We start from the raw sequence: 21,716 nt of genomic DNA, 5'->3' as shown, positions 1-21,716 counted from the left end.
GGCTGCCTCACTGGGTTCTGATGATCTCTTCGAGTTCGGACTTCATGGAGACCGCGACGTCGTCGGCGGACTCGGGGGTGGGGGTGCTGAGGGCCTTGGCGACCGAGCTCGCGATCACCAGGCTCAGCTGGTTGTAGTTGGCGCTGACCGGCCGTGGCTTGGCGGCGAGGATGCTCTCCTTGAGCACCGGCAGGTACGGGAAGCGCTTGATCAGGTCGGGATCGTCGTAGAGCTCGGTCCACACGGGAGGGAAGGATCCCTCGGTGAGGACGCGGCGCTCGTTCTCCAGGCTGGTGAAGTAGCGGATGAACTCCTGGGCGGTCTGCTGGTGCTTGGAGAAGGCGCTGATGGCCAGGTTGGCGCCGCCCAGCGTGCTGGAGCCGGGGCCGGTGAGCCCGGGCAGCCGGGTCACGCCCAGCTTGTCGCCCAGCGTCGCCTTGGCGGGGCCGTAGGCGTGCGGCCAGTTGCGGGCGAAGGCCAGCTCGCCCTCCTGGAAGGCCAGGCGCGACTCCTCTTCTTTGAAGCTCAGCGACCCCTTGGGTATCCAGCCTTCGCGCAGGCCTTGGAGCAGGAAGTCGAGCGCGGTCTCGCCCTTGGCCGGGTCGAGGGTCACCTCCGTGCCATCGTGGCTGAGAATCTGCCCGCCGGCCGACTGCACCGCCTCGGAGAAGTTCACGGTGAGCCCTTCATAGGCCAAGAACTGCCCGGCATAGCCTCCTATATTGTGATTTTTCGTAATTTCACGTGACTGATCGCGTAGCTCGGCCCACGTCCGCGGCGGCTTCTTGACCAGGTCGGTCCGGTAGTAGAGCAGTCCCGCGTTACTCGTGTACGGGACGGCCCAGAGCTTGTCCTTGTAGATCGCCGTCTCCACGACCGGCGGCAGGAACCTGTCGAGCGGGAACAACCCGCGCTCCAGGGGGATGATCCAGCCGTTCTCCGCGAACTCGGCGGTCCACACCACGTCGAGGCCCAGCACGTCGTAGCGGTTGCTCTGGGCCTGGAGGTTGGCCACCATCTGAGCGCGTTGCTCGTCGGCGGCCTCGGGCAGCTCCAGCAGCGTCACCTTCTCGGCCGGGTGGGCCTGGTTCCAGCGATCCAGCAGGGGTTGCAGGTAAGCCGTGGTGTCGCGGCCGGTGGCGAACGTGATGGGGCCGGTTCCGCCCGTATCCGTTTCGCCGCCGCCCTCCTCGCCCGCCGTCGCGCAGCCGCCGGCCGCCAGGAGGACGGCCAGTATGAGCGAAAGCGAGCGCGGCACTCTGTTTCCTCCGTGTTCAGAGTGGTTACATACGTGTTAGGTAGATGCATTCATGTTATGCACACCTGTAATCTGAAGGTCAACGGATAACCGCGTAACGCATTCGTAACACAGCGGGAGGTGAGGCGTGCGGCTTCACCTGCTCGCGCTCCTGGCCAAAGAGCCGGCCCACGGCTATGAGCTCAAGCAGGCCCTTGAGCAGACCTTCGGCAGCGCCTATCCCTCGCCGAACATCGGGCAGATCTACGTGACCCTCGGCAGGCTGGAAAAGGACGGCCTGATCAGGGCCGTGGACGTGGAGCAGTCCAACCGGCCCAACAAGAAGGTCTACTACCTGACCGCCAAGGGCCGCGATGTGCTCACCACCTGGGTGGATGAGCCCACCGAAGGGCCCAGGGTACGCGATGAGTTCTTCATGAAGCTCGTGCTCGCCCCGCTCACCGGCATCGCCGACCGGATGGCGCTGATCAACCGGCAGCGCCGCCACTACCTCGGCCTCATGAGCGACCTCAACGACCTGCTGTCCCGCACGCCGCCGACGGACCGGGTGGCCATTCTGCTCATCGAGGGGGCCATGCTGCACCTGCAGGCCGACCTTGACTGGCTGGAGCGGTGCCAGGAGGATCTGGCATGAGCTCCGTCCTGAAAACGGTCAATCTAGTCAAGATCTACCAGGATGGCGCGGTGCCCGTGCCTGCCGTGCGCGGGGTGGACCTGCAGGTGGAGCCGGGCGAGTTCGTCGCGATCATGGGGCCTTCCGGATCGGGCAAGTCCACGCTCGTCCACATGCTGGGCGGGCTCGACACCAGGACCAGCGGGGAGATCTGGCTCGACGGCAAGCGCGCCGACACGCTCTCGGAGAGCGCGTGGGCGGTGCTGCGGCGCAAGAAGATCGGCTTCGTCTTCCAGTTCTTCAACCTCGTCGCCAACATGACCGTGGGCGACAACGTCGAGCTGCCCGCGCTGCTGGCCGGGGCCTCACCCAAGGTCGCCCGCGAGCGCAGGGAGAGCCTGCTGGCCGCGCTCAACCTCACCGACCGCGCCGACGCCGCGCCCGCGCAGCTGTCCGGTGGCGAGCAGCAGCGGGTGGCGCTGGCCAGGGCGCTGGCCAACCAGCCCAGCCTGCTGCTGGCCGACGAGCCGACCGGCAACCTCGACAGCCGCAACACGCGCGACGTGCTGCGGCTGCTCAGCGATGTGCACAAAGAGGGCCAGACGATCATCATGGTCACCCACGACGCCCGCGTGGCGAGCCTGGCCGACCGGCTGGTTTCGCTGTTCGACGGGGAGATCGTCGACGACGGCCGCATCGCCCGCAGGCGCACCGGCACGGCCGGCGAGGTGATCGACCTCCGATGAGCCCACCCCGCCCCGCCGCCTTCGCACCCGTCCCTTCCCCGCGCGCACCCGGGCCGGCACGTGGCCGGCGGAGCGCGTCATGAGCGCCTCGCTGGCGGGAAGCCGGTGGATCAGGGCCGACCTGCGGGCCAGGAAGGGCCAGGCGGTGCTGACCGTGCTGGCCGTGGCCGGGATCGTGGCCGCGCTGATCACCGCGGCGACCCTGCTCGAGGACGGCACGAACCCGTGGCGGAGCCTGTTCGCCCAGACCGACGGGGCCCACATCTGGCTCTACACCAAGGACAGCCCGCGGGTGGCCCTCAACGGCATCGACGGCGTGACCCAGACCGCGGGCCCCTACCGGTCGGCGCCCGTGACCGTGGCGCAGGACGGCAAGAAGGAGCCGGCCGCGCTGCGCGCGATGCCCGCCACGCCGCCGCAGGTGGCGCACCCGCTGGTGGCCGAGGGCAAGTGGCTGGACGCCGCCCAGCCCGACGGGGTGGTCGTCGAGCGGTCGTTCGCGACCTCGCTACGGCTGAGGGTCGGCGCGCCCTTCACGGTCATCGCGCTCAGCGGCGAGCGCCACACCCTCTACGTCAGCGGCATCGCCGACTCCGCCGAGCAGGGCTTCTACCCGCAGTGGACGCCCGGCCTGGCCTACGTGCTGCCCGCCATGCTCGACAGGGTCGAGCCCATGCTCGGCCGCAGCGAATGGGTCACCGGGCTGCGCCTGGCCGACCCCGACGCCACCCAGGTCGCCTCCCAGCGGGCGGTCGTCATGCTGGAGGACGAGCTGCAACGGGTCTACACCTGGCGCGAGGTCAGAGCCGCCATGGAGCTGGACAACCGGCTGCTCGGCACGCTGCTGGCGCTGTTCGGCGTGGTCGGGCTGGTGGCGGCCGCGCTCGCGCTGGCCAACGCGGCCGGCGGCCGGGTGCTCGGCCAGCTGCGCGACCTGGCCACGCTCAAGTCCATGGGCTTCACCAGGGGGCAGGTCGCGCTGCTGCTGCTGGTCGAGCACGGGGCGCTCGGCCTGCTCGGCGTCGCGCTCGGCGCGGTCGCGGGCTGGGGCGTGATGGCGCTGCTTCTGGGCGCGACCTCGGTGGCGCCGGTGCCCGTGCTGGCCATCGTCGGTGGCACGGCGCTGGTGGTGCTGGCCGCCGTGGGCCTGCCCGCCTGGCGCGGCGGGCGCACGCCGCCGATCCCCGCCGCGCCGGCCGCGCCGCCGCGGGGCCACTTGTCCCGGCTGGCCAGGCTCGCCCTCCTCGTACGCCTGCCGCCCGCCCTCGTCCTCGGCACCAGGGACGCCTTCACCCGGCGGACGCCGGCCTTCCTGACGGCGTTCGGGCTGGCCGTGCCGATGATGATGACCACGATCGGACTGGGCGTGTGGGCCACGCTGGACGACTTCGCCGACCATCCGGAGCAGGTGGGCCAGCACGCTTCTCTGTACGTCAGGGCGGGCAAGCTGGAGCCGGCCGACGCCAAGCGCATCGCCGAGCAGGACAGGGCCGTGGCCGCGGTCTATCCGGGCACCGACGTCAACGCCCTGGCGCCGGGCGAGGCCCGCTCGGTCAGAGTGCGGGCCATCGGCAGCTCCACGACGCCCTACCCGTTCCCCGTGGTCGAAGGCCGCATGTACGGCCGCCAGGGGGAGGCCGTGGCCGGACAGGGGCTGCTCGACCTGCTGGGTGTCAAGATCGGCGACCGGGTGCGGCTGACCGTGGGCGGCACGCCGCTGATCGTCAGGATCGTCGGCAGGACCGTCGAGCCCGACCTGGACGGCGAGGTGCTCTCGGTGGGGCTCGACAGCCTGGCGGCCAAGGACGCGGTGCCGCCCGAGTTCTACGCGCTCGCCCTGAAGCCCGGCGCCGACCAGGGCGAGGTGCGCGGCAGGTTGCTGGCCGAGTCGGCCGAGAGCCTGGACGTGCAGGCCGCGGTCAACCCGGCCGACCGGCTGTCGATCATCAGGGTGGTGATCGTGGCGCTGATCGCCGTGCTCACCTTGATCGGCCTGGCCAACCTGCTCACCGCCAGCGCCCTCGGCCTGCGCGACCACGCCTTCGACCTGGCCGTGCTGAAGGCCATGGGGCTGACGCCGCGTCAGGTCATGGCCACGCTGGTGATGGGCACCGGCCTGCTGGTCGTGCTCGGCGTCGGCGCGGGCGCCGCGGCGGGCATGTCCGTGGTGAAGGGGCTGATCGACCTGCAGGGCCACACCAGCGGCGTGGGCGCGGGCATCGGCCGCGCGCCGTCGGCCCTGACACTGGCGGTCGCCGTCGTGGCGGCCGTGGGCACGGCCCTCGCGGTCGCGCTCATTCCCGCGCGCCGCGCGGCCCGTGCCCAGGTGCCGGTCACCTCGCGCTGACGGACGGGGCGACGGCCCCCATGACGGCCTCCGCGCGCTTGAGCGCGAACCAGTAGAAGCCGTGGCCGGGCAGCGTCAGCAGGTAGGGCAGCTCGCCGATCGGCGGGAACGGCACCCCGCCGCGCGCCTCCACCGGAATCAGGCCCTCGAACCTGCGCAGGTCCAGCTCCACCGGCTGCGGGAACTTCGACAGGTTGTTCACGCACAACATCACGTCGTCGCGGTCCTCGCGGACGTACGTGAGCACGGCCGGGGTCGACGACCACATTTCCGTGTACGCCCCGACCCCGAACACCGGGTGCCTGCGCCGGATCTCCAGCATCTTGCGGGTGAACTGGAGCAACGAGCCCTCATGCCGCTGCTGGGCCTCCACGTTGACCGCCTGGTAGCCGTAGATCGGGTCCATGACGGCCGGCAGGTAGAGCCGCCCGGGGTCGGCCGTGGAGAAGCCCGCGTTGCGGTCGGGGCTCCACTGCATCGGCGTGCGGACCGCGTCCCGGTCCTCCAGCCAGATGTTGTCGCCCATGCCGATCTCGTCGCCGTAGTAGATGATCGGCGAGCCCGGCAGCGACAGCAGCAGCGCGGTGAACAGCTCGATCCGGTCCCTGTCGTTGTCCAGCAGCGGGGCCAGGCGCCGGCGGATTCCGAGGTAGGCCCGCATACGCGGGTCCTTGGCGTACTCGTTGTGCATGTAGTCGCGCTCTTCCTCGGTTACCGTCTCGAGCGTGAGCTCGTCGTGGTTACGCAGGAAGATGCCCCACTGGGCGTGCTCCGGCAGCTTCGGCGTGCGCGACATGATCTCGGAGATCGGCTCGCGGGTCTCCTTCTTGACCGCCATGTAGATGCGCGGCATGAGCGGGAAGTGGAAGGCCATGTGGCATTCGTCGCCGCCCGTGGTGGGGTCGCCGAAATACTCCACGACGTCCTCAGGCCAGCCGTTGGCCTCGGCCAGCAGCACCCGGTCCGGGTAGAGCCGGTCCACCTCGGCGCGGATCTTCTTCAGGTAGGAGTGCGTCTCCGGCAGCCCGGAGCACGCGGTGCCCTCCCGCTCGAACAGGTAGGGGACCGCGTCCAGCCGGAACCCGTCGATGCCCAGGTCCAGCCAGAACCGCAGCACCTCCAGCATGGCCTCCTGCACCGCCGGGTTGTCATAGTTCAGGTCCGGCTGGTGGTGGAAGAAACGGTGCCAGTAGTACTGCTTGCGCACGGGGTCGTAGGTCCAGTTGGACTCCTCGGCGCCGATGAAGATGATCGGCGCGTCGGGATAGCCGCCGGGGTGGTCCGACCACACGTAGAAGTCGCCGTACGGACCCTCGGGGTCGTGCCGGGACGCCTGGAACCAGGGATGTCTGTCGCTGGTGTGGTTCATCACGAGGTCGGTGATGATCCGCAGCCCCCGCTCGTGGGCCCTCTCGATCAGCTGGACGAAATCGCCAAGATCCCCGAAGTCCGGAAGGATCTTCATGTAGTCCGAGATGTCGTAGCCGCCGTCGCGCAGCGGTGACTCGTACAGCGGCAGCAACCACAGGCAGTCGACGCCCAGCCACTCCAAGTAGCCCAGCTTCTCGATCAGCCCGCGCAGGTCGCCGGTGCCGTCGCCGTTGGAGTCCTTGAACCCCCGGACGAGAACCTCGTAGAACACCGCCCGCTTGTACCAGGCCGGGTCTTCCGAGACGAACGCCTCGGAGATCGGCTCCGGCATTGGGGATGCGTTGATCATATGTCGCTCACAGGAAGAGATGTGGGCAGGACGAAGTCACCGGTTGCCCCGGCGTTTTTGTCTGGTGACCGCGCCGCCTGGAGTCGTCATCCCTGCGAACTCCATGCCCTAGAACGGGACCGGATTTGTGATCCGGTGCCCCGTTTGTGCGGCGCTTACGGGCCGAACACTACCAGCCCGTTGGCTTTCCGGAACCCGCTTCTGCTGTGCGACGTTTAATACCCGCGAGATCCGTACGTAATCGCCCTGTTACCCACGGTTCATTCAGAACGGTGTCGTCAGATCTGTGAGGTCGTTCTCGAAGTCGCTCAGCCAGAGTCCGAAGAGTACCAATCCCCGAACCCAGAAGCGGTCATTCCAGCCGTTGAACCTGGTCAGCGCGTCAGGACCGCCCGCGATCAGCTCGTGCAGCTCCTCCGACACCAGCCCGGGAACCCGGTTGACCACAGTCTCGAGCATGCTGTGCGCATAATTTCGGGCAGGCGCCGCGGTGGACCGCAACGGCGCCCGCTGGAGCGGCTGCTTGACGACGTTCGTGGACGGCAGCGCGGCCACCCGCGGATGGGCCGCGTGCAGCACCTCACGGTAGAACCGGCCCTTGTCCTTGCGCGCCACCCCGACCGACAGCGCGGCGTCGAAGAAGTCCGGATGGATGAACGGCGCCGCGAACGACGCCTCGGGGCCGACCAGATTGACCGCGGAGCGCGCGATGCCGCGCACCGTCCTGGTGTGCAGCACCGACAGCGGCAGCTCGGCCCGGTGGCCGTGGAGCATGGAGGTGGCGGCCGCGAACTGCTCGCGCACGGCCTCCTCCATCCACTCCGCGGCCGCCTTGGACAGGAACGGCTGTGAGGGCGCGCCGAGCGACAACGAGCCCAGCACCGCCGCCGAGCGCTCAGCCTGGGTCCTGGCCTCCAGCGCGGCCCCGCTGACCATGAAGTTCTTCAGCAGCGGGCCGCCGGCCAGGCCGTCGACCAGGATCCGGCCCGCGCCGTGCACCTCCTTGGCGAAGGGTGCGTACCAGGCGTGGTGCGGCGTCAGGTATTCGAGCCTGCGGGCCACCTCCATCGCGTCCCGCGGGTAGTCGGCGGCGTCCTGAGTGATCACCCGGTGCGGGATGCCGAGCTCCTTGGTGATCGCCCTGGCGAAGGCGATGTCGGTGTCGGTGCCGTCGTCCGGGCTCGTCGTCCACGACTCGACGTCCGCACCCCTGGCCTTGGCCACGCTCGCCAGCAGCCGGGAGTCGTAGCCGCCGCTGACCGGCACGAGCAGCTTGCGCCCGTCGTAGTCCTCGTAGACGCGATCCAGCAGCTCGACGATCTCGCGCGGGCTGATCCACGACTCGTACGGCTCCGTGCGCAGCCAGCGCGGCAGCCGCCGCTCGGTGGCCACCCGGCCGTGCTCCCACACCAGCGCACTCGCCCCGGGCAGCCGTTTGACCTCGGTGTACGGGGTCGCCTCGCCCAGCGGGAACGTCACCTGGATGATCGAGGCCCAAGCCGCCCAGTCGATCGCGATCGGCACCAGGCTGAGCAGCGGCTGGATCAGCGACGAGAAGTAGACCGCGTCGCCCTGACGGACGTAGTAGACGTCCACCAGCCCCAGCGCGCCCGTGTGCAACGTGACCTTGTCGGCGTCGCCGATCAGGCCGGGGGTCTCGTACGTCTCCGCGACCGCGATCCACTCCTCGATCGCGGCCGGCCTGCGCTCGCCCCACGCGAACGCGTAGGAGTCGCCGACGCGGTGGTAGGGCGGCAGCGGCGTGGAGCTGAACAACGCCGCGTCGGCCGTCTGGAGCGCCGGGCGCACGCGCGGGCCGGCGGCGGTCAGCTTGCCGAGTATGGCGGTGTCGATCCGGCCGAGAGCGCCGCAGACATAGGGTCGCACGTTGAACTGCACCGGATCTCATCCCTTCGAGACGCTTCGCCAAAAGAGTATCCTTTGCCGGGCTGAGGGAGCGGAGGGATGGTTTGCGAGCGGAGCGAGCGCACAATCAGACGCAGCGAGCTGTCGCCGGGCCGACGAAGGAGGACCGGTGAGCACTGAGCTTGAGAGCACGCGTCGGGCGCTGCGGGATGCCATCGCCCAGGCCGAGCGCGCGGCCGAGCTGGCCAGGCTGCTCGACGCCGCCCAGGGCCGGCTGGCCGCGGCCGAGCGGAGCGTCGAGGAGGCCAAGGCGCTGGCCGAGCGGCTGAGCGAGACCGAGGAACGGCTCGCGGCCGAGCAGGCCGCCGCGGACAAGCTCCGTAAGGAGCTGGCCGAGCAGCGGTTCCAGGCCGAGGTGGCCAACTGGAAGCTGTCCTCGATCAAGGTCGCTCGCTGGAACCGCCTCGGCGACGCCATCAAGAGCGGCAAGAGCAACCCGGTGCGGCTGGCCAGGGGCCTTCGCGGGGCCGCCAAGCCGGTCAAGCGGCCCACCGCGCCCAAGCGCAAGCCGCCCGCGCCCCTCAAGCAGACCGAGGAGCGCCCGGGGGCCGCGTTCCAGGCCACGACCTCGACCCGGACGCTCGGGGGCGCCTCGTTCAAGCTCAAGCCGTTCCGGGTGCCGACCGGTCCCAATACGCGGCCGCACCTGACGGCCGCGGTGATCGCCGACCCGCACGCCGAGGCGCTGCTGCGCTACGAGTGGCGCCAGACCACCGGCTTCACGCCGCGTGACTTCGCCCGGGTGCTCCCGCTCGAGGTGCCCCACCTGCTCGTCGTGGAGTCGGTCACGCAGGGGCCGTGGGCCCAGGAGATCATCGGCGAGCCGGGCGAGGGCATCAAGGTGCTGCTGGCCTGGTGCGCCGAGCGCGGCATCCGCACCGTCTTCTGGCACACGCAGGGCGACGTGGGTGACTACGCCGCGACCGCCCAGCTGTTCGAGCACCGGTTCACGAACGACCTGGCGGTGGCCTGGCCGCGGCTGCAGTTCGGGATCCAGCCCAGGATCCACAACCCGCTGCCGCTGGCGGGCGGGCGGATCGACCGGGTGCTCACGCTCGACCAGCTGCTGCCCGGCCACCTGACCTACCCCGATGTGCTGACCTCCTACCGCTGGCCGGCCGCGGCGGACTGCCCGCCGGGCACCCCGCAGTGGCGGCTGGCCGAGATCGCCGCCTGCGGCACGTCCATCGGCACCGAGCCGGACTCGCGGCGGGCGCACGTGGCGTTGCGGCGGGCTTATCAGATGGGCACGATGACCGAGCGGATCGACGAGATGCTGGAGGCGATCGGCCTGCCCAGCGCCCGCGCCACGCTCAACACCTCCGTGCTGCTGCCGATCATGGACCCCTTCCTGATGGAGCACGGTCTCGCGCAGGTCGCCAAGCAGTCGGGCGTGGCCCAGGTGATCGTCATCGGCCCGCCCGAGGCGGAGCTGCGCGCCCGCGACGTGCTGCCGGATCTGGACGTGATCTACCGCCGCCCGCATCCCTCGATGAGCGAGGGCGCGATGCTCAACGCCGGGCTCGACCTGTGCGAGGCCGACCTGGTGGCGGTCATGGACCCGCGCGACGTGTACGGGCCGCACTACCTGTCCGACCTGCGCCGGGCCTTCCTGTTCAGCACTGCGGACATCGTCGGCAAGGGCGCCTTCTACGCCCACCTGCGCAAGCCGCAGGCCACGCTGCTCAAGCAGCCCGACGCCGAATACGCCTACCTCCCGGAGATCGCCGGCGCGACCCTCCTGGCCCGCCGCAACGCGCTGCGTGAGCTGGGGTTCGCCGACCTGACGGACGACTGGGACGAGGTCCTCATGCGGCAGTGCCGTACGGACGGGATCAAGGTGTTCTCCGCCGACAGGTTCGGCTACGTCCGGGTGCGCGACGAGGACCGCTGGCTGCTGGGCGCCGCCCACCTGGTCGAATACGGCTCCGCCGAGCCGCACGCGCTCATCTAGAGTCGTCGGTGTGACCGTACGGGAGCTGGCCGGCGCGCTGGGGGAGCCGCCCGTGCCCGACGGTTCGTGGGAGCGGGAGGCGGTTTACCTCTCCGCCGCGGCCCTGCGGCGGCGGGCACCCGCCGAAGCGCTCGCCGAGCGGGTGCGAGCGGTGCCCGGGGTCGCGGACGTGGAGGTGCGGGGCAACGGGTTCCTGCGGATCACCGTCGCGGTGCCCGGCGAGCTGCTGGAGTCGATGGAGCCCGTCGAGATCCCCGAGCCGGCGTGGCCGGACTTTCCGCGCACCTGGGACAACCCGGGGTTCGTGGTGCGGTACGCGCATGTGCGGGCCCGCGCCGTGCGGCGGTGGGCCAAGGAGCTCGGGGTGCCGGAGGCCGGGTTCCGGCCCGAGGCGCTCGACGACCCGTACGATCGGCAGGTGTTGCGGGTGCTGGCCGAGCTGCCCGGACGGGTGGTCAGCAGGGATCCGGGGTGGGAGACCTACCTGGTGCGGTTGGCGCTGGCCTTCCACGACGCTCACGAGCACGCGCCCGCCGTGCCCCGCGGGGACGAGCCGGTCACGGCGGTGCACACGGCGCGGGTGCGGCTGGCGGAGGCCGTCGGGGGAGTGGTGATGGGCCCGGACCGGCTATGACGTTTTGCAAAATATCCGGCTAAACGGCGAAAAATCGTAAAAATCTCCTCTATCACCCCTTGATCGCGTCTCGATACGTGGGCAGCGGGTCATGGCGTAGGTGCGGTTCCGATAGCCTCGATCGGGTGAGCCGATTCGTCCATCCCGCCGGGGACCGGTATGCCGAGATGCTGCCCCACGAGCGCCCGCCGCACGCGCCCGCCGACCTCAACCGGATCGACCCCGCGATCTGGCCGCGAACGTCGACCCGGACCGATGGCACGCTCACGGTCGGCGGTGTGGACGTCCGCGACCTGGCCCGCGACCACGGCACCCCGCTCTACGTCCTCGACGAGGACGACGTGCGCTCGCGCATGCGCGACTACGCCACGGCGTTCGCCGGCTCGGAGGTGCATTACGCCGGCAAGGCGTTCCTGTGCAAGGAGATCGTCCGCTGGCTGGACGAGGAGGGCCTCGGGCTCGACGTGGCCAGCGGCGGCGAGCTGGCGGTGGCCCTCAGCGTGGGCTTCCCGCCCGAGCGGATCACCATGCACGGCAACAACAAGTCCGTCGCCGAGCTGTCCAGGGCGCTGGAGGCCGGGGTCGGGCACATCGTGGTCGACTCCTTCGACGAGATCGCCAGGCTCGGCTACCTCGCCGAGCAGCAGGGCAAGCGGCCCAAGGTGATGATCCGGGTGACCACCGGAGTCGAGGCGCACACGCACGAGTTCATCGCGACGGCGCACGACGACCAGAAGTTCGGCCTGTCGCTCAACGCCGGGACCGCGGCGGAGGCCGTGCACCGCATCCTCGCGCTCCCGCAGCTCGAGCTCGTCGGCCTGCACTCGCACATCGGGTCCCAGATCGTCGACACGGGCGGATTCGAGGTGGCCGCGCGGCGGCTGGCCGCGCTGCTCGTGCAGATCAAGGACGAGCACGGCGTGGTCCTGCCCGAGCTGGACCTCGGCGGCGGCTACGGCATCGCCTACGTCGAAGGCGACGAGGCGCCCGACATCAAGGAGCTCGCCGACGGGCTGCGCGAGATCGTCAGCAAGGTGTGCGTGGAGGCGGGCCTGCCCGTGCCCCGGCTGACCGTCGAGCCCGGCCGCGGCATCGTCGGCCCAGGCGGCATCACGCTCTACGAGGTCGGCACCGTCAAGGACGTCGAGGGGCTGCGCACCTACGTCAGCGTCGACGGCGGCATGAGCGACAACGTCCGCACCGCGCTCTACGGCGCCGAATACACCACCGTGCTGGCCAGCCGTGAGGGCACCGCCGAGCCCATGCTCAGCCGCCTCGTCGGCAAGCACTGCGAGAGCGGCGACATCATCGTGCGCGACTGCCACTTCCCCGCCGACCTCGCGCCGGGCGACCTGATCGCCGTGGCCGCGACCGGCGCCTACTGCCGATCGCTGGCCAGCAACTACAACTACCTGCTCAAGCCCGCCGTGGTGGCCGTCTCCGGCGGCGCCGCGCGGGTGATCGTGCAGGGTGAGACCGAGGACGACCTTCTGAGGGGGCAGCTGTGAAACCGCTGAAAGTGGCTCTGCTGGGCTGCGGCGTCGTCGGCTCGCAGGTGATCAGGCTCATGCACGAGCAGGCCGGCGACCTGGCGGCACGCGTCGGGGCGCCACTGGAGCTGGCCGGGGTCGCCGTGCGCCGCCTCGGCCGCAAACGCGACGTGGACGTGGACCCGGCGCTGTTCACCACCGACGCCGAGGCGCTGGTCGCCCGCGACGACGTGGACATCGTCGTCGAGGTCATCGGGGGCATCGAGCCCGCCCGCTCGCTGATCGTCTCCGCCCTGTCCAAGGGCAAGTCCGTGGTGACCGCCAACAAGGCCCTGCTGGCCGAGGACGGCACCACCCTGCACGAGGCCGCTAGGAAGGGCAACGGCGACCTCTACTTCGAGGCCAGCGTCGCCGGGGCCATCCCGCTGCTGCGGCCGCTGCGCGAGTCCCTCGCCGGCGACCACGTCAAGCGGGTGCTGGGCATCGTCAACGGCACCACCAACTACATCCTCGACAAGATGGACTCCACGGGCGCGTCGTTCACCGACGCCCTGGAGGAGGCGCAGACCCTCGGCTACGCCGAGGCCGACCCGACGGCCGACGTCGAGGGCTTCGACGCCGCCGCCAAGGCCGCCATCCTCGCCGGTCTCGCCTTCCACAGCCGCGTGCCGGCCGCCGATGTGCACCGGGAGGGCATCACCGAGATCACCGCCACCGACGTGGCCTCGGCCAAGGCCATGGGCTACGTGATCAAGCTGCTGGCCATCTGCGCCCGCTCCGACGACGGCCGCTCGTTCGGGGTCCGGGTGCACCCGGCCATGATCCCCCGGACGCATCCGCTGGCCGGGGTGCGGGAGGCGTACAACGCGGTCTTCGTGGAGGCGGAGTCGGCGGGTCAGCTGATGTTCTACGGCAAGGGCGCCGGCGGCGCGCCCACGGCCTCCGCCGTGCTCGGCGACATCGTGGCCGTCGGCCGCAACCGCCTGGCCGGCACCCGCGGGCCCGAGGAGTCGACGTACGCCGACCTGGCCGTGCACCCCATGGGCGAGACCGTCACGCGCTGCCACGTGGCGCTCGATGTGGCCGACAAGCCCGGTGTGCTGGCGCGCGTCGCGGAGTTGTTCGCCAAGCACGACGTGTCGATCCAGACCGTGCGTCAGGAGGGGCATGGGGACGACGCCCAGCTGGTCATCGTCACCCACCGCGCCACCGACGCGGCGCTGTCGGCGACGATGGAGGGGCTGCGGGAGCTGGACATCGTCCGCGCCATCGCCAGCGTGATGCGCGTAGAGGGCGACGACTAGAGTTGCTCACCTGCTCGCCGCCCTCGTCACGAGCGACGAGGGCGTCCGGGCGGTCGAGCAGGCCGCTTCCCGCTCCGTGAGCCCGAAGCGCGGAGGCCGCGAGCCCTCTAGGCGTCCGGGAAGGCCAGGTTGCGGACGCGGCGGACGGCTCGTCTGAGCACGGTGCGGTTCTGTTCGCGGGCCAGACGGACCGCCTCGCGGCGCCAGTCCTCGGCTTTCTCGCGCCAGCGAGCCGCGTCCCTGCCGTTCTTGCCTGCTTCCCGCTTCAGGTGCCCGATCTCGACGCGGAGGGCGGCCACCCGCTTGCGGTAGAGGGCGATCTCCTTCTCGTACGCGGCCGTGAGCTTGGCCACCGGAGAGACCGGCTTCCTGCGCGGCGGGTAGACGGCCGGGCGGCGTTTGAAGCCCCAGGTCTCGCCGTCCACCCATTCCACGCCGAACAGGGCGTCGATCAGGTCGTCCTCGTCGTCGTCCCCGGTGACCACCAGGGCGGACCTCGACAGGGCGGCCGTGCGGTCCAGACGGGCCACGGTCACACCCTCCGCGGTCTCCTCCAGGGCGATGTAGAGCCTGCCCGAGTCCTGCTCCTCCATGTACGCGACCAGGCGCTCCAGCGTGTCCTCCGACGCGACCCAGCCGGCGGGCACCTGGAGGCGGAACGGGGCGCCGGTGACGGCCGGGGACGCCGCCAGGCTGACGCGCGGGTCGTGCTCGAAGGTGGCGTGGACGAGGCGCAGGTCGAGGTCCGGGTCCTGAAGCGGGGAGCGGCGGTCCCCGGTCAGGGATTGCCACGGCCCGATGATCGTGACCCCCACGTCGGGGATCGAGGACGCCAGCAGGGCGTCGACGGTGGCCCGGACGTCCTCGTACGAGCCTGACGGCACCGTGGCGTCCACATACTGCACCCGCCACTGCCGGCCGGAGTCCGTGCGCAGGTAGCGGCGGTAGGGGACGCGGTCGGCGACGTACGGGTCGTTGTAGCGCTTCAGCGCCGCGAAGTCGCGCATCGCCGTGGGCAGACCGATGTGCCAGGCCCGGGACTCCGGGTCGGGGACGAAGACCGCGCCCGCCTGGGTGAGGCGGTAGCCGAGCTCCGTGTCCTCCGCCAGGACGAGCGCCGTGTCCATGCCGCCGATCGAGCGCAGCAGCGCCGCCGGGTACGACACCGTGGCTCCCACGTGGATGCGGGTCGCCAGCGAGTTGGGCGCGCTACGGAGGCCGTCGTAATCGTGAATGATCTTCTCGGCCCAGTCGTGCCGGTGGGCGGACAGCGGGAAGAGGGCGTCCTCCGCGCCGGACTCCACGGCCGCGCGTACCTGCTCGGGCGAGGGGAACGCGCCGGGCGCGGTGAAGTCGATCCAGCCGAGCGCCACCACGTACGGGGCCAGGTGGTGCCAGCGGAGCTGAGCCTCCACGTGCCGGCGGTGCGGCACCATGTCGGCGTCCAGGACGAACACCACCTCGCCGGTCGCGGCATCCAGGCCGGCCTGCACGGCCCACGCCCGGCCCCAGCCGCCCGGCGGGCTGGAGATCAGCTTCGTTTTCGCCGGGACGAGGTCGGGGAGGCGGAGCGGGGTGACGCTGCCGTCGTCCACGACGATGACGTCGAGGAGATGCTTGGGGTAACTCTGGGCCGCGAGGGCGGCCAGGGTCAGGTCCAGGGTCTCCTGGCGCTCGTGCGCGGGGATGACGACCGTCACGGTCAGTGCCGGCTCCCACGCGCCCAGGGCGGGAGGGGCGAGCACGCCGAAGTCGTTGTGGGGGATCCGAGGAATCATGGGCGCAGGCTCCCGTCCAGCTCCATGAGGGCGTTCGGGCGGAAGCCGCGCCACTGCCGCCTGTTGCGCTGCAGGAACGTGCCGATCGGCTCCTGCCACGTGTGATTGGCCGCCGGGCCCCTGCGCAGGATGTAGCCCAGCCCGTGGGTCCGGTAGATCTGGCCGCCGGCCGCCTGCAGCGCCTCCTGGAACTGGGTGTCCACCGAGCGCCGCAACGGCCGGAACCCGCCCACCGCCTGGAACGCCGAGCGCTCCACCAGGATCGTGCCGCCGGCGATGAAGCTGGTGATCTGCTCGGTGATCTGCTTGCGGTGCACGGTGACGTCGATGGAGGACAGGTAGACGAACTCCGGCACCGTGCCGACCACCTGCGCGCCCGAATACGAGTGCGCCAGCAGCAGATCGGACAGGAAGTCGGGGCCGTACCAGTCGTCGTCGTCCATCTTCAGCAGGAACGAGCCCGACGCCCTCGCGGCCGCCTCGTTCAGCACCTTTCCGAACACTGCCTGGTGGTCGGCCTCGTACACGGTGAGCGGGCCCTCGTACGCCGCGATCGCGGGCGCCACGTCCGGATGGCCCTTCGGCACCCCGTGCAGGGCCAGGATCACCTCGAGCTGCACGTCACGCTGGCGGGCGATCTGGTCGAGGGCGAAGGCGACCATGTCGGTACGGCGGGTCGTCAGCAGCACCGACGTGAGCGGGGGAGCGGGGGCGGGCGCGCCGAGCTGCTCCCACCTGGCGGCCACCCCGTGGGTACGCAGAGCTGCCCGGCGCAGGCGGATGCTGTGCTCCTCCCGCCGGAGCTCGTCGCTGAGGTCCGGGCAGCGCCCGATGAGGTCGATGACCTCCTCCCCGAGCGCACCGGCCCAGCGCGGCACTGTAGCCGCCGCCAGGGGCACGCCGGCGGCGGACAGTCCGGCCAGGACGCGTACGGCGGTCAGCGGGCCGCTGTGCGCGTGCCGCCAGTCCACCTCGACGCCGCGGATCTGGCGCAGCCTGGCCACGTCCGTGTCGGTGACGCCGCCGGACTCCGCGAACGACGTCACGACCTTCCCGTCCAGCACCACGGACCAGCGGCCGTCCCGCTCGGCCAGGGACGCCATGCCCCGGGAGGGGGTCGTCACGAAACCCATGGGGTTGACCAGGCGCTCGTCCACCGGGGGGATCATCGAGGGCTCGCCGAGCACGTCGGGATCGGCCAGCGGCGAATCGGCCATCCCGGGGCGGCCGAGGCGCTCCCAGCTGGCCGCCTGAATCGTCGGCCGCTCGATGGGCGTCTCATCCCCCGCCCACTCGACCAGCCCGGCCTCCTCCACCCACGCGTCCGCCTCCGCGCCTCGGCCCCGCCCGTCGGTGTCCGCGCCTCGGCCGTCCGTGTCCGCGCCGCGGGCCTGGCCGTCCGTGTCCGCGCCGCGGGCCTGGCCGTCCGTGTCCGCGCCGCGGGCCTGGCCGTCCGTGTCCGCGCCGCGGGCCTGGCCGTCCGTGTCCGCGCCGCGGGCCTGGCCGTCCGTGTCCGCGCCGCGGGCCTGGCCGTGCGTGTTCGCGCCGCGGGCCTGGCTGTCCGTGTCCGGGCTTCGGCCGTCCGTGTCCGTGCTGCGGGCCTGGCCGTTCGTGTTCGCGCCGCGGTCGTCCGTGTCCGCGCCGGGGGCGTGCGTGTCCGTGCTGCGGCCGTGCCCGTTCAGGCTGGAGTCTGCGGCGTGCTGGACAGGGGCAGAGTCCTCAGCCGATCCGGCCGATTCCACCTGCTCGGCAGCCCGTCCGGCTGCGCGCTCCTCCTCGGCCCCTCCGGCCCCGACCGTGCCGTCGGCCGGCGTGGTCGCCACGTTGGGCTGGGCGGGGCCGCTGGTGCCCGCGGCCGGTGCGACGGCGTCTGTGCGGGTCGCCTGGCCGACTGGTGCGGTGGTGCCCCGCCCATGGGCGTGCGGCCCGTCGGCGCGTCCGGCCGACGGGAGCGGGGTGGAACGGTGGCCGGGGCCGCCGATCGTGCGCAGGACCATGTCGCTGCCTGGCGCGCCGACCCGCCCGGGGACGGGCCCCGTGATCTCGGTAGGCGTCGCGTTCGGGTCGCCCGGCCGCCAGTCGGCCGCCCCGACGCCCGCGATCGCGGCCGCGGGCGCGGCGATCACGTCCAGCCGGTGCCCGGCGAACGCCCGCGCTGTGGCCGCCACGGTACGACCGGAGGGCGTGGGCGCGGAGAAACGGGCGTCCACCACCCAGACCCGGTTCTTGGGCTGGTACACCCGCAGATCGGTCAGCGACCGCCACCGGTGCGCGGGCGTCGGCGTCGGCACGGGCGCGGGATGGGAGGCAGGCGTGTCGAGCATCGCCACCACCACCCGCTCGGCCTGCGGCAGCAGCTTGTGCAGTGTGGCGATGCGCCGCAAGTCGGCCGGCGTCCTGGCCAGCACGAGGACCTCCCGCACCGGCTCGGGCACAGCGGCCGGCTCCAGTAGATCCCGGTCGAGATCGACGACCACACTCCGGCCGCCCTCCAAGGACCCGCCTGCCGCGCCAGACCCGCCTGCCGCGCCAGTCCCGCCTGCCGCGCCAGAGCGGCCCGCCGCGGCGGCCGCGGCGGCGTAGATCGGGTCGACGTCGTCGATCCCGGCGAAGAACACACGAGCCCCGCGCAGCTCCGCCAGCAACTCCCGGATCATCCGGCGCTCCGCAGGTGCCTGATCAGCGAGCTCAACGGCCCTCGCCCACCGCTTTCGGCAGGCTGGGGCGTGGCGGCCGCCGACAGCCGCTCGACCTCGGCCTTCAGCCGTGCCACCTCGCCCTGCAGCGCCTTGATCTCCCCCTGTCGCCGGCTCGCCAGCGTCCGCCACTTGGCCGCGTCTCCGGTCAGCGGCTCGGCCTCCTCCGCGGTCGCGAAGTCGTACTCGCTCCCGCTGACCCACTCGGACCCGTACATCTCGTCCACCAGGTCATCGGGCCGGCCGTCGAAGAGGGCGGCTCGGGAGAAGGCGGCCGTGCGCTCCAGCCGGGCCGCGACGACGCCGTGCTGACCTTCCGTCAGCGCCACGCTCACGAGCCCGAGCAGGTCCTTGTCGGCGTGCCGTACCAGCTTGGCCAGGGTGTCGGCGCCCAGCACCCATCCGGTCGGGAGACGCAGCAGGAAGGGTGAGGGGGCGGCGGAGCTGGGTACGCTCTCCGCGAACACGACGCGCGGCTCGTGCGCGTACAAATTGTGCAGAAGACGCAGGTCGAGCAGGGGGTCGTCGAGGTTGGCCCGGCGTTCGCCGGTCAGCTTGCCCCAAGGGCCGACGAGTGTGACGGCGGCGTCCGTCAGGGTCCCGGCGAGTGCCGAGTCCACGCTCGCCCGCGTCTGCTCGTACGTCGTGGCCGTCACGACCACCCGCAGGTACGGCACGAGCCAGTGGCGGCGCGGGTGGTTACGCAGCCAGCGGAGATCGGGGATCAGATCGCCCAGGTACGACCAGTTGTGCCGGTGTACCTCCTTCTCCCGCAACATCACGGTGGAGGGCCCGACGTGCCACGCCCTGGCCTCGGCGTCGGGGATGAACACGGCCCCGGCCTGCGCCAGCCGGTAGCCCAGCTCGGTGTCCTCGGCCATGTTCAGCCCGGTGTCCACGCCTCCGGCCGCGCGCAGCAGGTCGGCGCGCACGGAGCTGGACGCGCCCGTGTGCTGCAGGTACGCGCTGGATCCGGCGTCCTTGAGCCGCCGCGTCGACTCGAGCGTCTTCCTCGTGTACGCGGACTGGACGCCCTCCTCGCCCGGAGTCTCCACGAACCGCGTATCGCCGATCACCACGGCGTAGTCGATGAGGTGGTGCCAGCGCATGTGCGCCTCGAGATGGTCCTCGGCCAGCAACATGTCCGAGTCCAGCCAGTGGATCACCGCCCCGGAGGCCGCGAGCTGCCCGGTCTGCCGGGCCGCGCCGCGCCCCCACCCCTCGGCCACCCGGACCACCCGGACTCCGGGCACGTCCAGCGGAGGCTCGCTGCCGTCGTCGGCGACGACCACCTCGACGAGCTCGGCCGGGTACGTCTGCCGCGCCAGCGCCTCGACCGTGCGGCTCAGCGGCTCCGCGCAGTTGTAGGCGGGGATGACCACGGAGACGGTCAGCGAGGGCTGCCACGCCCCGATCGCGGGCGGCCGCAGCACGCCGTAGTCGTTGTGCCTGACCCGGCTCGTCATACGGCGACGTCCTTGGCCAGCGCGCGGACCTCTTCGCGCAGTTCCTCCAGCTCACGCGCCCGCACCATGGCGTTGACCCGGTCCTCGCCGAGCGAGGCCAGGATCGCGCCGAGGTCGTCGGCACGTCGTGCCGCCGAATCCTCCACGGCCCGCACCAGCAGGTCCAGCCTGGTGTCGAGGTTCTTGAGCGCGGTGGTGGTGCGGGCCAGCTCGGCCTCGTACTTCTTGATCCGCAGGTCGATGCGGTGGGCCTTGCCGTCGACCCTGCGCACGATGAGCACGAGGAACGCGAGGGCCACCAGCGCGACCAGGAACGCGGCCGCGGCTGCCGCCGCGCCCAGCGAGATCAGGTCGGCGAGGACGAGGACCACGAGCACACCGGCGACCAGGGCCGAGAGGAGTGCGCCGGTCGCTGCCAGTCGGCGGGGCGAAAGCATCCGCGCATACCTTTCGTAGATCACGCCTTTGTCGGCGCGCACCTCAGGACATCCGAGGCGTCACGGACATGTCGGGATTATTGACACCTTAATAAACATCGGCCACTACCGTGCCATAAGTTCCTGGAGGAAGACTGAGAATCATCGGCCCCTAGACCTGCGACGGCAGTCCTGCCGAATGTGCCCTCTGCGTCTACTGGTCAGTAAAACCGGCGTAAGGTAGGCGCCGACCGATCCCCGTGGAGGAGCACCCATCGATGTCCGTCACCCCTTGCGGGTTCGCGCGTACGCCGGAGAAGGGGCTGGCCCGCCTGCACTGGTCGGACGACGGCTGGGCGGTCGACGGCACGCCGCCCGACGTGCCCGCCCTGCGTGCGCTGCGCGGACTGGAGATCGAGTGGCCTGAGGCCGAGGTGCCGGAGCTCGCGCTGGACGGCCTGCTGCGCCTGGCCGCCGCGGGCATCCCGCTGACGGCCGACCGTGCCGTCTCCTGGGTGCCCGATGATCTCGCCGACCTCCTCACCGACCGGGCCTGGCTCGACCACGCCCCCGACGGCTCCATGCGGTGCCTGGCCGACCTGCGGCGCGAGGAGCACAGCGTCCTCCTGCGCCGCTTAGCCCACCCGACCCCGGCGCCCGAGATCAGCATCGTCATGTCGACCAAACGACCTGGCCTGGTCGGCACGGCACTGGCGCAGATGGAGCGTCAGCACGGCGTCACAGCCGAGGTGCTGCTGGGGCTGCATGGGGTGGCATTCGAGCAGGTGCGGGCGGCGGTCGAGAGGTGCGCGCTGCCGGTGAAATGGGTGGAGGCGGAGGCCTCCGTGCCGTTCGGGGAGGTGCTCAACCGGGCGGCGGCCCTGGCGAGCGGCGACTACCTGGTCAAGTGGGACGACGACGACTGGTACGGCCCCCGGCACCTCGCCGATCTCTTCATGGCCCTGACCTACGCTGGGGCCGACGTGGTGGGCACGACGGCCGAGTTCTTCTACCTCGAGCCGCTGCGGACCACGATCAGGCGGACGACGTTCGCCAGCGGAGCGAGCTATCCGAGCGAGGTATGGTCCGATCACGTGGCCGGAGGCACGATCATGGTGCCTTTGGCAAAATTTCGGGAAATTGGCGGATTTCCGGGGATTTCTCGGGCTGTCGATCTCGAGTTCCTGAAGGCGGCTCAACGGGTGGGAACGCGTATTTACCGCACCCACGGACTGGGTTATGTCCTGCGAAGAGGGCTCAGCGACGAGCACACGTGGCGGTTACCGCTGGCCCACTTCCTCAAGGTGGCCGCCAACCAGTGGCGCGGCTTCCGCCCGAGCCTGCTGATGGAAGCCGCGTGACCCCGCT

At 71.2% G+C, this 21,716-nt stretch carries 15 protein-coding genes; 8 read left to right on the top strand and 7 right to left on the bottom strand.

Annotated elements, in window-relative coordinates:
- Nucleotides 1-7: 7 nt before the first annotated feature.
- A complete protein-coding gene (locus tag OHA25_RS56115) occupies nucleotides 8-1,258 on the bottom strand; it encodes an ABC transporter substrate-binding protein (RefSeq protein ID WP_327584962.1) in 1,251 nt (416 codons plus the stop codon).
- 127 nt (nucleotides 1,259-1,385) lie between these two features.
- Here OHA25_RS56115 and OHA25_RS56110 point away from each other — a divergent pair, with 127 nt between their 5' ends.
- From OHA25_RS56110 to OHA25_RS56100, 3 genes are all read left to right on the top strand, one after another.
- Nucleotides 1,386-1,892 (top strand): PadR family transcriptional regulator, encoded by a 507-nt coding sequence (locus OHA25_RS56110; RefSeq protein WP_327584961.1) that lies wholly within the window; start codon nucleotides 1,386-1,388, stop codon nucleotides 1,890-1,892.
- Complete coding sequence (locus tag OHA25_RS56105; protein ID WP_327584960.1) at nucleotides 1,889-2,617, top strand: ABC transporter ATP-binding protein; 729 nt, start codon at nucleotides 1,889-1,891, stop codon at nucleotides 2,615-2,617. The genes OHA25_RS56110 and OHA25_RS56105 overlap by 4 nt, the downstream gene beginning before the upstream one ends.
- A gap of 79 nt (nucleotides 2,618-2,696) precedes the next feature.
- On the top strand, nucleotides 2,697-4,964 hold the full coding sequence (locus tag OHA25_RS56100) for an ABC transporter permease (RefSeq protein ID WP_327584959.1): 2,268 nt from the start codon (nucleotides 2,697-2,699) through the stop codon (nucleotides 4,962-4,964).
- On the opposite strand, the gene treS is transcribed toward OHA25_RS56100, so the two are convergent.
- Both treS and OHA25_RS56090 read right to left on the bottom strand, forming a co-directional pair.
- Nucleotides 4,951-6,666 (bottom strand): maltose alpha-D-glucosyltransferase, encoded by a 1,716-nt coding sequence (gene treS, locus OHA25_RS56095; protein WP_305918412.1) that lies wholly within the window; start codon nucleotides 6,664-6,666, stop codon nucleotides 4,951-4,953. The genes OHA25_RS56100 and treS overlap by 14 nt on opposite strands.
- Before the next feature lie 282 nt (nucleotides 6,667-6,948).
- A complete protein-coding gene (locus OHA25_RS56090) occupies nucleotides 6,949-8,583 on the bottom strand; it encodes an asparagine synthetase B family protein (protein ID WP_327584958.1) in 1,635 nt (544 codons plus the stop codon).
- Between the two features lie 136 nt (nucleotides 8,584-8,719).
- Here OHA25_RS56090 and OHA25_RS56085 point away from each other — a divergent pair, with 136 nt between their 5' ends.
- From OHA25_RS56085 to OHA25_RS56070, 4 genes are all read left to right on the top strand, one after another.
- Nucleotides 8,720-10,564 carry a hypothetical protein gene (locus OHA25_RS56085; RefSeq protein ID WP_327584957.1) on the top strand — a complete coding sequence of 615 codons (1,845 nt, stop codon included), beginning with the start codon at nucleotides 8,720-8,722 and terminating at the stop codon, nucleotides 10,562-10,564.
- Between the two features lie 10 nt (nucleotides 10,565-10,574).
- Nucleotides 10,575-11,198, top strand: a complete 624-nt coding sequence (locus OHA25_RS56080; protein WP_327584956.1) for an anticodon-binding protein — start codon at nucleotides 10,575-10,577, stop codon at nucleotides 11,196-11,198.
- 125 nt (nucleotides 11,199-11,323) lie between these two features.
- Nucleotides 11,324-12,706 carry a diaminopimelate decarboxylase gene (gene lysA, locus OHA25_RS56075; RefSeq protein WP_327584955.1) on the top strand — a complete coding sequence of 461 codons (1,383 nt, stop codon included), beginning with the start codon at nucleotides 11,324-11,326 and terminating at the stop codon, nucleotides 12,704-12,706.
- Nucleotides 12,703-13,992 (top strand): homoserine dehydrogenase, encoded by a 1,290-nt coding sequence (locus tag OHA25_RS56070; protein ID WP_327584954.1) that lies wholly within the window; start codon nucleotides 12,703-12,705, stop codon nucleotides 13,990-13,992. Before lysA ends, OHA25_RS56070 begins: the two co-directional genes overlap by 4 nt.
- Before the next feature lie 107 nt (nucleotides 13,993-14,099).
- Here OHA25_RS56070 and OHA25_RS56065 read toward each other — a convergent pair whose 3' ends face one another.
- The 4 genes from OHA25_RS56065 to OHA25_RS56050 are packed head-to-tail and all read right to left on the bottom strand — an operon-like array spanning nucleotide 14,100 to nucleotide 20,369.
- The gene (locus OHA25_RS56065) at nucleotides 14,100-15,770 is read right to left on the bottom strand and encodes a glycosyltransferase (RefSeq protein ID WP_327584953.1); all 1,671 of its coding nucleotides are present in this window, start codon (nucleotides 15,768-15,770) and stop codon (nucleotides 14,100-14,102) included.
- Complete coding sequence (locus tag OHA25_RS56060; RefSeq protein ID WP_327584952.1) at nucleotides 15,767-18,427, bottom strand: glycosyltransferase; 2,661 nt, start codon at nucleotides 18,425-18,427, stop codon at nucleotides 15,767-15,769. Before OHA25_RS56060 ends, OHA25_RS56065 begins: the two co-directional genes overlap by 4 nt.
- Nucleotides 18,424-19,932 (bottom strand): glycosyltransferase, encoded by a 1,509-nt coding sequence (locus OHA25_RS56055; RefSeq protein ID WP_327584951.1) that lies wholly within the window; start codon nucleotides 19,930-19,932, stop codon nucleotides 18,424-18,426. The genes OHA25_RS56060 and OHA25_RS56055 overlap by 4 nt, the downstream gene beginning before the upstream one ends.
- Complete coding sequence (locus tag OHA25_RS56050) at nucleotides 19,929-20,369, bottom strand: hypothetical protein (RefSeq protein WP_327584950.1); 441 nt, start codon at nucleotides 20,367-20,369, stop codon at nucleotides 19,929-19,931. The genes OHA25_RS56055 and OHA25_RS56050 overlap by 4 nt, the downstream gene beginning before the upstream one ends.
- Nucleotides 20,370-20,626: 257 nt before the next feature.
- Between OHA25_RS56050 and OHA25_RS56045 the strand changes: the two genes are divergently transcribed.
- A complete protein-coding gene (locus OHA25_RS56045; RefSeq protein WP_327584949.1) occupies nucleotides 20,627-21,709 on the top strand; it encodes a glycosyltransferase family 2 protein in 1,083 nt (360 codons plus the stop codon).
- The last annotated feature ends 7 nt before the right edge of the window (nucleotides 21,710-21,716 follow it).

It is taken from the genome of Nonomuraea sp. NBC_00507, from assembly GCF_036013525.1.
Lineage (GTDB): Bacteria > Actinomycetota > Actinomycetes > Streptosporangiales > Streptosporangiaceae > Nonomuraea.
The sequence above is the reverse complement of the archived record's forward strand: the minus strand, read 5'-3'. Positions and strand labels throughout refer to the sequence as shown.

What these genes read in the sequence shown, in the direction of transcription:
- OHA25_RS56105 (WP_327584960.1), top strand. Translation starts at nt 1,889, where the DNA reads ATGAGCTCCGTCCTGAAAACGGTCAATCTAGTCAAGATCTACCAGGAT.
- OHA25_RS56100 (WP_327584959.1), top strand. Translation starts at nt 2,697, where the DNA reads ATGAGCGCCTCGCTGGCGGGAAGCCGGTGGATCAGGGCCGACCTGCGG.
- treS (WP_305918412.1), bottom strand. Translation starts at nt 6,666, where the DNA reads ATGCCGGAGCCGATCTCCGAGGCGTTCGTCTCGGAAGACCCGGCCTGG.
- OHA25_RS56065 (WP_327584953.1), bottom strand. Translation starts at nt 15,770, where the DNA reads ATGATTCCTCGGATCCCCCACAACGACTTCGGCGTGCTCGCCCCTCCC.
- OHA25_RS56060 (WP_327584952.1), bottom strand. Translation starts at nt 18,427, where the DNA reads ATGATCCGGGAGTTGCTGGCGGAGCTGCGCGGGGCTCGTGTGTTCTTC.
- OHA25_RS56055 (WP_327584951.1), bottom strand. Translation starts at nt 19,932, where the DNA reads ATGACGAGCCGGGTCAGGCACAACGACTACGGCGTGCTGCGGCCGCCC.
- OHA25_RS56050 (WP_327584950.1), bottom strand. Translation starts at nt 20,369, where the DNA reads ATGCTTTCGCCCCGCCGACTGGCAGCGACCGGCGCACTCCTCTCGGCC.
- OHA25_RS56045 (WP_327584949.1), top strand. Translation starts at nt 20,627, where the DNA reads ATGTCCGTCACCCCTTGCGGGTTCGCGCGTACGCCGGAGAAGGGGCTG.